The organism is uncultured Sunxiuqinia sp. (genome assembly GCF_947495665.1).
In the GTDB taxonomy this organism is placed as follows: domain Bacteria; phylum Bacteroidota; class Bacteroidia; order Bacteroidales; family Prolixibacteraceae; genus Sunxiuqinia; species Sunxiuqinia rutila.
The window spans coordinates 128,306-141,570 of the sequence record NZ_CANLZV010000008.1 but is presented as its reverse complement, the minus strand read 5'-3'; the positions used below and the strand labels follow the sequence as shown (position 1 = coordinate 141,570).

Here is a 13,265-nt window from a genome sequence, read left to right as displayed (position 1 = left end):
TGGAAATAATCGAAAACTGTTAATAAACAGCATTTTATTTTCAAGATATTGAAGCTGAAAAATTACTTACTGGCCTCATATAACCTCATGGCTTCCGGCATAATTTCGTTCAAAGCCGCAATCCGTTTGGAGTCTACAGGGTGTGTACTTAAAAACTCAGGAGGTTTTTGACCACTGTTGGCCGACATGCGTTGCCAAAAAGCAACAGCCTCTTGTGGATTATATCCGGCCATAGCCATAAAAATAAGCCCCATTTTATCCGCTTCGTATTCGTGCTGACGCGAAAAAGGCAGCATAACTCCATACTGGGAGCCCAATCCATAAGCAGCAGAAAAGATAGCCTGCGTTTCGTTGGGTTTTTGTTTAAGGGCTTCGCCCAAAGCCATTCCGCCCATTTGCACCAACATAGAGTGACTCATGCGCTCATTTCCATGACGGGCAACAGCATGGGCTATTTCATGCCCCATCACCACAGCTAACCCAGCTTCAGATTGTGTCAAAGGCAGGATTCCGGAGTAAATCACCACTTTTCCACCAGGCATACACCAGGCATTTGGCACCTCGCTTTCAACCAGGTTAAACTCCCAATCAAAGTATTGCAAATAGCTTTCGTAACCATTTTCTTTCAGGTATTTTTCTACCGCAGCTGAAATATTCCGCCCTGCCCGCTTAACCATTTCAACTTGTGGTTGATTGGTCGATACCTTATTCGAATCCAGGAACTGATCGTAGCTCGTTAAACTCATGGCTACCATATTCGACTCAGGCAATAAACTCATCTGGCTCCTTCCGGTCAAGGGCACAGTGCTGCACGACTCCATCAATACGACAAGGGCAAACAGCATAATCAAGCCGGGGATTGTAATTTTGTGTGTTCTCATCAGTACAAATATTTTTATAAAGTTAAACAATCAAATTCAAAAAAAGGTGACCGAACGAGCCACCTTTTTTAAATAATATTGTTCAAAAAAATTAGTTGTAAATTTCCTTTTTTGCCGCCAGCAGCGTGTTTTTCAACAAAGCCACACGCGTCATCGGTCCTACCCCTCCGGGCACCGGAGTAATGTATGAACACTTTGCAGCTACTTCGTCAAAAGCAACATCGCCCTTCAGCTTAAAGCCTGATTTCGTTTGGTCTGATTTTACGCGGGTTGTCCCCACATCAATAACCACCGCTCCTTCTTTAACCATATTCCCTTTAATAAACTCAGGAATACCAATAGCAGCAATCAGAATATCGGCTTTGGCACACAGGGCTTCCAAATCTTTGGTACGGCTATGAGCCACAGTTACGGTGGCGTTGATGGCTTTTTGCGACATCAGGACACTCATCGGACGTCCAACAATGTTACTCCGTCCAACAACCACACAGTCTTTCCCCGAAGTTTCAATATTGTAACGTTTCAACAATTCAACAATCCCATCGGGCGTAGCCGAAACAAAACAAGGCAAGCCAATCACCATGCGTCCAACGTTGATCGGATGAAAGCCGTCCACATCTTTCTTCGGATCGATGGCCTCAATCACTTTCTGCTCTGAAATATGTTTCGGCAGAGGAAGCTGAACGATGAATCCATCCACATCCGCATCGTTGTTCAATTCGTTTACCTTCGCCAAAAGCTGCTCTTCAGTCACATCGTCTTCGAAACGAATTAAACTTGATTTAAATCCTACCTCTTCGCAATCTTTTATCTTGAAAGCCACATAGGTCTCGCTTCCGCCATCGTGTCCAACCAGAATTGCCGCCAAGTGAGGCTTTTTAGCTCCTGCTGCAACCATTTCACGAACTTCAGCCGCGATTTCCTTCTTGATATCAGTTGCTGTTTGTTTTCCGTCAATTAATTTCATTGTATTGAATTACTGCGTTTATCTCCTTGGTAAATTCCCCATCATACGGCCCATGTTTTTCCCTTGAGACACCATCTTCATCATTTTTCGGGTCTCGGAGAATTGCTTGATCAGGCGATTGACTTCCTGTATTTCCGTTCCGGCTCCTTGGGCAATCCGTTTTCTGCGCGAACCATTCAACAAAGAAGGGTCATTACGTTCAGCCGGTGTCATGGAGTAAATAATGGCTTCAATGTGCTTAAAGGCATCATCTTCAATATCGATATTTTTAAGGGCTTTTCCCATGCCAGGAATCATCGCGGCAAGGTCTTTAATATTTCCCATTTTTTTGATTTGCTGAATCTGCTTCAGGAAATCGTCAAAACTGAATTGGTTTTTAGCCAGTTTCTTTTGAAGCTTGCGGGCTTCATCAGCATCAAATTGTTCCTGAGCTTTTTCAACCAGCGAAACAATGTCTCCCATCCCTAAGATACGATCAGCCATCCGCTCGGGGTGGAACACATCAAGGGCTTCCATTTTTTCGCCAGTACCCACAAATTTAATTGGCTTATCAACCACTGTGCGGATTGACAAGGCAGCTCCACCACGGGTATCACCATCCAGTTTGGTTAGAACAACCCCATCGAAATTTAAGCGATCGTTAAATTCTTTAGCGGTATTAACAGCATCCTGACCAGTCATGGAGTCAACAACAAACAAAATCTCGTGAGGAGAAACGGCTTTCTTCACAGCGCTGATCTCGTTCATCATTTCTTCGTCAACCGCTAAACGACCAGCGGTGTCAATGATAACAACATCGTGTCCGTTGGCTTTGGCGTGTTTAATAGCGGCCTGAGCAATTTTAACCGGCTCTTTATTGCCTTCTTCGGTATAAACCGGCACATTAATTTGCTCGCCCAATACCTTCAACTGGTCAATGGCAGCCGGACGATAAACGTCACCAGCAACCAGCAACGGGTTTTTCCCACGTTTGCTCTTGATTAACTTCGATAGTTTCCCTGAGAAAGTCGTTTTACCGGATCCTTGCAGACCAGCAATCAAAATAATGGTTGGATTTCCTGTTAAATTAATGTCAACTGACTTCCCCCCCATCAATAAGGCGAGTTCGTCATGCACAATCTTAACCATCATCTCACCTGGCTTAACAGCCGACAGGACGTCCTGCCCCAAGGCTTTTTCCTTTACTGTTTCGGTGAAAGACTTAGCGATTTTAAAATTGACATCGGCATCAAGCAATGCCCGACGCACCTCCTTTAAGGTTTCGGCTATATTAATTTCGGTGATCCGTCCCTGTCCTTTTAATAACTGAAACGACCGCTCTAATTTTTCGTTAAGATTCTCAAACATATTTTAGTAATGATAGTGATTAATTCTCAAGCTGCTGCAAAAATACAAAAATTAAATAAAGAGAAATTTTTAAAACAAAATAAAAAAAAGTGGAGTTCCCTGGGTTACCTTTTCCCCGAAAACAGGATAAAGGGGTGTAGGTTCTTATAATGGATCTTAAAGTTAAATGCTGGGATGAAAGAGGAAAACTCATATTATTACGGACTTGTATTTGGTTGCCCCATGAAGGAGGAAACAGAAACATGTGCCTACAAACATATCCGGCAATTAAGTCTTCCAGAAAGAATCGCATATCTTAATTCGCTCACTAGTTATGACCGGGCCGTTTTAATCAAAGAGCATAAAAGCTGCTTGTGTCAACGAGAAAATAAAGTCCCTTTTTCACGAATCGCAATTTTGTAAAAAGCTGGGGGTCAATTCTGACCCCCTTTTTTATTTTCGTCCTTTACATGCGCTCCGGCACGTTTATTCCCAACAGCTTCATACCCGACTCCACCACATTAGCAATGGTTTGCGAAAGCACCAAACGGAAGTTTCGAACAGCTTCATCCTCTTCACCCAAAATGGAATGATCGTGATAGAACTGATTAAACTCTTTGACCAGGCTGTAGATGTAGTTGGCAATTACTGCCGGGCTGTATGCATCGCCAGCTTCTTTGATAACGGCAGGGAACAGCGAGATCGACTTAATTAATTCCTGTTCTTTCTCTGACAGCGAGATGGATTGGGTCAGTTGTTTGTTCAATTGAATACCATTGGACTCAGCTTTCCGGATAACCGAACGAATACGGGCATAGGTATACTGGATGAATGGTCCGGTGTTTCCATTAAAGTCGATCGATTCTTCCGGATTAAACAACATGTTTTTCTTGGGGTCCACTTTCAACATGAAATATTTCAGGGCGCCCAAAGCAATGGTTTTATAGGTTTCGGCCAGTTCCGCTTCGGTATAGCCTTCAAGCTTACCAAGTTCTTCGGAAGTTTTCCGTGCCACTTCAATCATTTCAGCCATCAAGTCATCGGCATCCACCACGGTTCCTTCGCGCGATTTCATTTTTCCGTGAGGCAGTTCCACCATTCCATACGAGAAGTGATGCAGTCCTTTTCCCCAGTCAAAGCCCAGCTTATCCAGCAAAACAGATAAAACCTGAAAATGGTAATTTTGCTCGTTTCCAACAACATAAACCATTTTGTCAATTGTATAGTCGTTGAAACGTAATTTAGCCGTACCAATATCCTGGGTCATGTATACCGAAGTACCATCGCTCCGCAGAAGAATTTTCTCATCCAATCCATCAGCGGTTAAATCGGCCCAAACCGACTGATCCTCGCGCTGGTAAAAGATTCCTTCCTTTAATCCTCTTAGTACCTCCTCTTTTCCAACAAGGTAAGTGTCCGATTCGTAATAAATTTTATCAAAGTCAACGCCCAGTTCTTTGTAAGTCACATCAAATCCGTCGTACACCCACTGGTTCATCATTTCCCACAATTCGATCACCTCGGGGTCTTTGGCTTCCCACTTCAGCAACATTTCGCGCGCAGCGACAATCGAAGGCGCCTGTTGCTCGGCTTCTTCTTTGCTCAGGCCTTTTTCCTGCAGCTCACTGATTTCCTGCTTGTAGTGCTTATCAAACAACACATAAAAATCGCCTACCAGGTGATCGCCTTTAATGCCTGTATTTTCCGGTGTTTTTCCTTCACCCCATTGCTTCCAGGCATACATCGACTTGCAAATGTGGATTCCCCGGTCATTTACAATGTTAGTCTTTACTAGCTTGTTACCATTCGCTTTGATGATTTCGCCAATTGAAAAACCCAACAAGTTGTTACGAATATGACCTAAGTGCAATGGTTTATTGGTATTTGGTGAAGAATATTCAACCATTACAAGCGGCGAATTCTCATCGGCTGCCTTAAACCCGAAAGTAGGTCTATTGGCAGCATCTTCCAAAACTGATAACCAGTAGTTTTTTGAAATAAGCAGGTTTAGAAAACCTTTGATGACCGAAAAATCATCAATCAGGTCAACCTGTTCCTTGAGGTACTCGCCTAACTGCTCAGCCGTTTGCTCGGGCGATTTTTTTGAGAACCTTAAAAAAGGAAAAACGACAACCGTTACATCTCCTTCAACATCTTTCCGGGTATTTTGGAGCTGTACTGAATCGGCCTCTATTTTCTGATCATAGAGTGAATCTACAGCTTCAACAATTTTCTCTTTTATAATTTGGTCAATATGCATAGTCTATTTTTTTGAATGGCAAAGATAATAGTTTCTGCCCGAAGCTTATTCTTTAAAAAGCCAAAAAAGCCCTGCTTTCGCAAGGCTTTTTCATTCTATGTAAAACAGTTGATTGGCTATTTATCAACAACAACCTCCACACGTCGGTTTTTAGCCCGACCTTCCTCGGTGTCGTTGGGGGCAACCGGTTTTGTTTTTCCAAACCATTTCACGTCAGCAACCTGTTCCGAAGCAATTCCTTTGGCAATTAAAAACTTGCGAACAGCAATCGCCCTTCTTTCGGATAAGCCCATGTTGTAAGCTGCAGATCCAATTTCATCGGCATGTCCTGAGATGCTGATGGTCATTTCCGGATTATCTTTCATTAGCTGCGCAATGGCATCAAGTTCGTCCATCGCCGCTGCATTGATATTGCTCTTGTCAAAATCAAATAGAATGTGATTAAAGTCGGTGTTAAGCGGACAGCCATTATTTTCGGAAATGCCAGCTTCCTGCGGACATTCGTCTTCTTCATCTACAATACCGTCTCCATCCGCATCAAACGGACAACCTTTTGCGTCGACTTTATACCCTTTGGGCGTATCCGGACATTGGTCATCGGCATCGGCAACTCCATCACCATCAGCATCCGGACAACCGTTCAAGGCTTTGAGACCTTCTGTATCCGGACACTCATCATCTTTATCCGGCACACCATCCTCATCACGATCCGGACAACCATTTAAGGCAATATCACCGACCTCCGTCGGACAGTCATCCTTGTAGTCAGGCACACCATCATTGTCATTGTCAACAGGACAACCAGTTTCATCAACTGCAACCCCCTCCGGCGTATTCGGACAATCGTCTTTGCGGTCAGGCACCCCATCTCTGTCGGAGTCTTTTGACTTGCCAAAGCTAATTTCGATACCACCTGTACCTCTCCAAAAGCTTTCGGTGTAGGTTCCTTCCTCCACGGCTTTCTCTCCACGTAAGCCTTCCACAAAGCCTCCTTCAACAAACAACGACACACTGGGACTTAATGGGAATTTAAATCCTAAGCCGGCATCCCAGTTAATCCCTTCAGTTGAATTATCATAAATATATCCCGGACCAGCATAAAGATAAGGCTGTACGGCACTGTTTTCTTCAAAAATATGGCCGTTATTCAATTTGTATCTTAAATTCAAGAAGCCAGTTCCCATATCAAGCGGGTTTTTAACTTCTGAGTTGTAAAATCCAAGGTTATTCAGCAGAATCAAATCAAACGACGGGCTTAAGTACCGACTGAAGTACAGCTCAGTCATCAAGCCAATCCCTTCATTTGTATTGCCGTAATAGGCTCCGCCACCAAGGCCTACAGCCCATTTCTTTTCGGCGGTTTGAGCATGGAGCATAAGTCCAATACAAAGAAAGAAAGACATTAAAATTATCCGTTTCATAGTATAATGTAATTAATTGATTTTCGATTGAGGATGCCGCCAAAGTTCACAAAACTTATCATAACCGACCAGTTAAAGAAAGACTTTTCCCAAATTTCCCCAATGCTGTATGTATCTTGTAAACCTGAAATTGGCATTCAAATTAAAATTTTAATAAAACTAAAGCATTTTTATTATTTTCACCAAAAAAAGAGGAAAACTTGTTTAGTATTGTTGATATCGAAACAACCGGGCAGAGCGCACAACATGGAAAAATCACAGAAATTGCGATCTATGTTCATAACGGAACTGAAGTTGTCGACTCATTTGTCAGCCTGGTAAACCCGGAATGTCACATTCCTTATTTTATCACAAAACTCACCGGTATCGACAATGAGATGGTAGCGACTGCCCCCAAGTTTTACGAAATCGCCAAGAAAATTGTGGAACTCACTCAAGGTACCACTTTTGTGGCCCACAATGTGAGTTTTGACTATCGCTTTATTCAGCAAGAATACCTGCGGTTAGGCTATGAGTACAACCGCAAAACCATGTGCACCGTCAAGTTAAGCCGGAAGTATCTCCCCGGGCATCCCTCCTACTCGCTTGGTAATCTTTGCGATGATTTGGCCATCCGTATTGACGGCAGACACCGCGCGGGCGGAGATGCTCTTGCAACCGTAAAGTTGTTTGAAATCATTCTTCAAAAACACATTCAGCCCCCTGCCGGAGGAAACATCCAGCAAACGCTTTTCTAGCTTTAAAACCACAAACTCCATTCGGAAAATACTTTCATCCACATTTCTTTTTCCCTAACTTGTCAGCTGTCTGCGATGAATAATCCGACCAATGAGTATAATTTAACACCAACAGCATGACTCAAAAAATTAAATGGGGCGTTTTAAGTACGGCTAAAATTGCTTTGCAGAAAGTTATTCCCGCCCTCCAAAAAAGCCAGTATTGCGAAGTTTCAGCCATTGCTTCACGCACCCTCGAAAAGGCCAGTCAGGCAGCACATGATCTAGACATTGTCAAACACTATGGCTCGTATGAAGAACTGCTAGAGGACCCGGAAATTGAGGCCATTTACAATCCGCTGCCCAACCACATGCACGTTTACTGGACCATGAAAGCCTTGGAAGCCGGCAAGCATGTACTATGCGAAAAGCCTATTGGGATGAATACAGAAGAAGCCCAGGCACTGGCTGAAGCTCTTAAAAATTTCGCGAATTTGAAAGTGATGGAAGCATTCATGTATCGCTTTCATCCGCAATGGGAAAAAGTATTTGAACTGGTCAAAAACGGAGCTATTGGAGAGGTCAAAACCATGCAGTCATTTTTTTCCTATTTCAACATCGACCCGCAAAACATCCGCAACCAGGCTGACATTGGCGGTGGGGCTTTAATGGATATCGGCTGCTATTGCGCTTCCTTTCCCCGGTTTATCTTTGAGGAAGAGCCTGTGCAGGTGGTCGGGCACATGGAGTTTGATCCGGTTATGAAAACCGATCACCTAACCATGGGGATGCTTCAGTTCCCTTCGGGGAAAACAGCCAGCTTTACCTGCTCAACACAGCTTATCCCATTTCAGCAAACCAATATATTCGGAGACGAGGGCCACATCTGCATTCAAATTCCAGTCAATGCCCCTCCTGACGCATCTACTCAGATAACACTACGCACCAGGGAAAAAACAGAAGCGTTTACCTTTCCTCCGGTCGATCAATACACCTTGCAAGGTGATGCTTTTTCGCAGGCTATCCTTCAAAACACCACCGTTCCAACGCCTCTGACGGATGCCATTGGAAACATGAAAGTGATTGATGGGCTGGTTGAAAGCACACAAAACAGGCAATGGATTACCCTCGGTTAAGCACAAAAAAAAACCTCGCGATTTGCGAGGTTTTCCAATATTTATTGCACCTGTGATTTTTACTTACTTCACTTTATCAACTACAGCTTTGAAAGCAGCAGGTTGGTTCAGGGCTAAATCAGCTAATACCTTACGGTTAATGTCGATGTTGTTCTTTTTCAACAAACCAATTAACTGAGAGTAGCTCAAGCCTTCCTGGCGAGCTGCAGCGTTAATACGTTGAATCCACAATGCGCGGAAGTTTCTCTTTTTGGTTTTCCGGTCACGGTAAGCATAAACCAATGCTTTCTCATGAGCGTTTTTTGCTACTGTCCAAACGTTTTTACGGGCACCCCAATAACCTTTAGTTTGCTTGAGGATTTTTTTTCTACGAGCCCGAGATGCTACGTGATTTACTGATCTTGGCATAATCTTAAATTTGTGAGTGGTTAGCGTCCCAAAAGCCGGGATCTTTACAGCTAATACCCTCTGTTATAAACTCTAAATAAAATTGAAAAAGGATTTGATTACTTCATGTTAAGCATCAGCTTCACATTTTTTTCGTCAGCTTTGTCAACCGTTCCCCAGTAGGTCAGGTTTCTCTTTTGCTTCGTGCTTTTTTTAGTCAGGATGTGACTTTTATAAGCATGCTTCCTTTTCAGTTTTCCGGAGCCGGTTAATTTAAACCGTTTTTTTGCGCCGGATTTGGTCTTCATTTTTGGCATCTTTCTAAATTTTATATTCGAAGAATATTATTTCTTCTTTTTAGGTGTAATAAACATGGTCATTCTTTTCCCTTCCAGGCGAGGTAATTGTTCCACCTTTCCAAGTTCTTCCAATTCAGTGGCAAAACGCAGAAGCAAAATCTCACCTTGTTCTTTAAACAGGATCGAACGACCTTTAAAGAACACGTATGCTTTTACTTTTGCACCTTCTTTTAAGAATTTCTCAGCATGCCTTAACTTAAACTCAAAATCGTGGTCATCGGTATTCGGTCCGAACCGAATTTCTTTAACCACCACCTGCACAGCCTTGGCTTTCATTTCTTTTTGCTTCTTTTTCTGCTGATAAAGAAACTTTTTGTAGTCTATAACTTTACAAACCGGAGGATCTGCTTTCGGTGAAATTTCAACCAAGTCAAGTTCCAGTTCATCGGCAATTTTAAGCGCTTCTGACAAGGAATAAACTCCCTGGTTCTCGATATTATCACCAACTAGGCGCACCTGCTGTGCACGGATACGCTGATTGATATTATGCTGTGGAGCCGTGTCCACTCTTCGTCCTCCTCGATATGGGCGTTTTTTTATTGCGATAAGAAAAACCTCCTATTCTTTTTAGTTATAAAATGATGCTAATTGTTCTTTTACTTCTTTAGCGATGAATTCAGAAAAAGCTTCTTTGGTCATTGTTCCCTGGTCGCCTTCGCCTTGCTTGCGCACAGAAACACAACCGGTTTCAGCTTCTTTCTCACCGACTATTAATAAATACGGGATTCGTTTTAACTCGTTATCCCGGATTTTACGACCGATCTTCTCATTCCGATCGTCAATTAAGCTGCGAATATCGGAATTATTTAGAAAACTTGAAAGATTTTCGGCATATTCATTATATTTTTCACTAATTGGCAAGATGACAACCTGATCAGGTGTTAACCACAAGGGGAATTTCCCGGCCGTATGTTCAATCAGTACCGCCACAAAACGTTCCATTGATCCGAAGGGTGCACGGTGAATCATCACCGGACGATGACGGTTATCATCAGCCCCAATGTATTCAAGTTTGAATCGTTCGGGTAAGTTATAATCAACCTGAATGGTTCCCAGCTGCCAGCTTCGGCCCAAAGCATCTTTAATCATAAAATCCAGCTTGGGACCATAGAATGCAGCTTCGCCCAATTCTGTAACGGTGTTTAATCCTTTTTCCTCACAAGCCTCAATAATGGCTTGTTCGGCCTTATCCCAATTTTCAGACGAGCCGATGTACTTTTCCGGTTTTTCCGGATCGCGCAATGAAATCTGGGCCGTATAATCTTCAAAGTTCAAGGCTTTAAAAATGATGAAGATAATATCAATCACCTTTTTAAACTCATCCTTCAACTGATCCGGACGACAGTAAATATGGGCATCGTCCTGGGTGAAGCCACGCACACGAGTCAATCCATGCAACTCTCCACTTTGCTCGTAACGGTATACCGTTCCGAACTCCGCCATGCGAACCGGCAAATCCTTGTACGAGCGAGGTTTGAACTTATACAACTCACAGTGGTGGGGGCAGTTCATGGGTTTCAGCATGTACTCTTCCCCCTCAGCCGGTGTTTTTATGGTTTGAAATGAATCGGCTCCATACTTGGCATAGTGCCCCGATGTTTTATACAGGTTGATGTCTCCAATATGCGGGGTGATCACCTGTTCGTAGCCAAATTTCTTTTGCACTTTTTTCAGAAAATCTTCCAACTGCTGACGCAACATGGCACCTTTGGGCAACCACATCGGCAAGCCCTGCCCTACTTCCTGCGAAAATGTAAACAGTTCCATTTCCTTGCCAATCTTCCGGTGATCCCGTTTCTTGGCTTCTTCCAACAGTACCAGGTACTCTTCCAACAGTTTTTGTTTCGGGAAAGTTACCCCATAAACACGGGTCAGCATTTTGTTTTTCTCATCGCCGCGCCAATATGCTCCGGCAATCGATGTTAACTTAACAGCTTTGATGTAGCTGGTGTTGGGCAAGTGCGGCCCACGACACAAGTCTGTGAAGCTGCCTTGATTGTAAAGGGTAATGGTTCCGTCCTCCAGCTCGCTGATCAATTCCAGCTTCAGCTCATCATTTTTATCGGTAAACAATTTCAGGGCTTCGTCTTTTGAGATATCCGTCCGGGCAATCTCATTCTTCTGACGAGCCAGCTCAATCATTTTCTTTTCAATTTTATCCAGGTCTTTATCCGAAAGTTGTTTTCCTTCCGGCAAGTCAATGTCATAATAAAATCCGGTATCGACAGTTGGTCCAATACCAAATTTTGTTCCCGGGTAAAAACTTTCAATGGCTTCAGCCATTAAGTGAGCCGAAGAGTGCCAAAAAGTTTCTTTTCCTTCACGGTCTTCCCAGGTATGCAGTTGAATGTGGGCATCTTCTGTAATAGGTCGGTTCAAGTCCCAAACAGAACCGTTCACCGTTATTGCTAAAACGTCCTTAGCCAAACGGTTACTAATTGCCTTTGCAATCTGAAGGCCGGTAGTTCCACTTTCAAACTCCCTAACACTGTTATCTGGTAATGTTATTTTAATCATCAGTATCGAATTATGGATTTTATTTTCAGGCTGCAAAGATAAGTATTATTCGCTGACTGTGACAAGTGTTAACCAATTATTTCCATACCTGAAAACGACAAAAGGGAGGCTTTTCAGCCCCCCTTTCTTTTCTTTTACAGAAATCTAAATTTCAATATTGCTTACCGCACGCTAAGTGCAATTCCGGCATTGTAAGAAGTGTACTCTGCTTTATTAACCGACGCAAAAATATTAAAGAAAGCCAGTTTCAGACGCAAACCAGCATCCAGACTCAGGTTTGAAGACTCGAACCGCAATTTAATCGGATCGACCTGATCTTCAAAAGACAGCCCGGCATTATTAAAGTCATTAGGAACAGGATAAGTCCCCAACAAGTCCACTTTTGAACTGCTTTGGCTGTTTCCAATACTTCCGAAAATGGTTAAAATGGCAATCTTCTTGGAAACAATCAATCCAAACTTTTTCGTTTTTGTTTCAATATCTAATTCCTGATTTTCATACTGCCCTGTATTTAAGTCAGCTAAGCGACTATCGTAATCCTCAGGCGTAAACGAGATTCCGGTGTTAGCCGTAATGTTTGAGTACGAAGCAAAAACAGCAGCATCAAACGGCAGGTGTTTCAATCCCGGAATCCAATCTTTAAAACTGTGTTTTACCCCCAAACCAAACATACCAACTTTGGTTTCTTCATCACTGTCGTCTTCCAGGTTAAATTTTAGTTCGGGTACGTAGCGAACCAACACATCAGTGTGAGGCAACAAACCAATTCCTAATTGAGCAACAGGAACAGGCACAATGTCGATTTCAGTTCCGCCCGGAGCATTGAAGCTATACAGAACCTGGTTATTATTATCCGGATTCAATACATTTAACGTTGGTCCTTGAGCGTCGTTTCCCGAAATGGTTGGTGCCATGGAATTTGAAGGATCAGCCAAGGCAATGTTCTCAAAACTAAACTGACTCAAATCAAATGACTTTGCTGATCCCGGCACTTTAACCGCACTCACACTCATTGAAAAGTCAAATCCAAAGCGTTTATGTGTTTCAGCAGTATAATACCAGCCATTGTTCAAACCATCGCCCAACGACTGAGCAAATGGATTCATATAAGACTGAATTAACAGGCTGGCATCTTCCGGTCCAGCTTTCAGGTACTCCACAACATCAGACTGAGCCGAAGCCACCGAGACAAGGGCAGTCAAGCTAAGTAATACAAGTAATTTTCTCATTTTGAATAAAAATAAAATTGGTGTTAATCTTGCTATTTAAGTTTTCGTTTTTACACATCGTTCCGT

At 43.0% G+C, this 13,265-nt stretch carries 12 protein-coding genes; 2 read left to right on the top strand and 10 right to left on the bottom strand.

Features of this window, described 5'->3' with window-relative positions; genetic code table 11:
* Positions 1-62: 62 nt before the first annotated feature.
* The 5 genes from Q1A18_RS11910 to Q1A18_RS11890 form a co-directional block, all read right to left on the bottom strand.
* A complete protein-coding gene (locus Q1A18_RS11910; protein WP_299580181.1) occupies positions 63-881 on the bottom strand; it encodes a M48 family metallopeptidase in 819 nt (272 codons plus the stop codon).
* A gap of 91 nt (positions 882-972) precedes the next feature.
* Complete coding sequence (folD, locus tag Q1A18_RS11905) at positions 973-1,848, bottom strand: bifunctional methylenetetrahydrofolate dehydrogenase/methenyltetrahydrofolate cyclohydrolase FolD (RefSeq protein ID WP_299580178.1); 876 nt, start codon at positions 1,846-1,848, stop codon at positions 973-975.
* Between the two features lie 18 nt (positions 1,849-1,866).
* Entirely contained in the window at positions 1,867-3,195 is a 1,329-nt protein-coding gene (gene ffh, locus Q1A18_RS11900; RefSeq protein ID WP_299580175.1) for a signal recognition particle protein, read from the bottom strand.
* 445 nt (positions 3,196-3,640) lie between these two features.
* The gene (gene argS, locus Q1A18_RS11895) at positions 3,641-5,434 is read right to left on the bottom strand and encodes an arginine--tRNA ligase (RefSeq protein WP_299580173.1); all 1,794 of its coding nucleotides are present in this window, start codon (positions 5,432-5,434) and stop codon (positions 3,641-3,643) included.
* A gap of 116 nt (positions 5,435-5,550) precedes the next feature.
* A complete protein-coding gene (locus Q1A18_RS11890; protein WP_299580170.1) occupies positions 5,551-6,855 on the bottom strand; it encodes an OmpA family protein in 1,305 nt (434 codons plus the stop codon).
* Positions 6,856-7,055: 200 nt separating this feature from the next.
* Between Q1A18_RS11890 and Q1A18_RS11885 the strand changes: the two genes are divergently transcribed.
* Together Q1A18_RS11885 and Q1A18_RS11880 are read left to right on the top strand one after the other, a co-directional pair.
* Entirely contained in the window at positions 7,056-7,592 is a 537-nt protein-coding gene (locus Q1A18_RS11885; RefSeq protein WP_299580167.1) for a 3'-5' exonuclease, read from the top strand.
* A gap of 116 nt (positions 7,593-7,708) precedes the next feature.
* On the top strand, positions 7,709-8,707 hold the full coding sequence (locus Q1A18_RS11880; protein ID WP_299580163.1) for a Gfo/Idh/MocA family oxidoreductase: 999 nt from the start codon (positions 7,709-7,711) through the stop codon (positions 8,705-8,707).
* Between the two features lie 63 nt (positions 8,708-8,770).
* Here the strand turns inward: Q1A18_RS11880 and rplT are convergent, their stop codons facing one another.
* The 5 genes from rplT to Q1A18_RS11855 all read right to left on the bottom strand — a co-directional run bounded on the left by rplT (position 8,771) and on the right by Q1A18_RS11855 (position 13,199).
* Entirely contained in the window at positions 8,771-9,115 is a 345-nt protein-coding gene (gene rplT / locus Q1A18_RS11875) for a 50S ribosomal protein L20 (RefSeq protein ID WP_299580160.1), read from the bottom strand.
* A gap of 98 nt (positions 9,116-9,213) precedes the next feature.
* Positions 9,214-9,411 (bottom strand): 50S ribosomal protein L35, encoded by a 198-nt coding sequence (rpmI, locus tag Q1A18_RS11870; RefSeq protein WP_299580157.1) that lies wholly within the window; start codon positions 9,409-9,411, stop codon positions 9,214-9,216.
* 27 nt (positions 9,412-9,438) lie between these two features.
* Positions 9,439-9,960: a translation initiation factor IF-3 gene (gene infC / locus Q1A18_RS11865; RefSeq protein ID WP_299580154.1), complete on the bottom strand. Its 522-nt coding sequence runs from the start codon at positions 9,958-9,960 to the stop codon at positions 9,439-9,441.
* A gap of 60 nt (positions 9,961-10,020) precedes the next feature.
* Positions 10,021-11,970 carry a threonine--tRNA ligase gene (thrS, locus tag Q1A18_RS11860; RefSeq protein ID WP_299580151.1) on the bottom strand — a complete coding sequence of 650 codons (1,950 nt, stop codon included), beginning with the start codon at positions 11,968-11,970 and terminating at the stop codon, positions 10,021-10,023.
* Between the two features lie 161 nt (positions 11,971-12,131).
* On the bottom strand, positions 12,132-13,199 hold the full coding sequence (locus Q1A18_RS11855; protein ID WP_299580148.1) for a DUF6588 family protein: 1,068 nt from the start codon (positions 13,197-13,199) through the stop codon (positions 12,132-12,134).
* Positions 13,200-13,265: the final 66 nt, after the last annotated feature.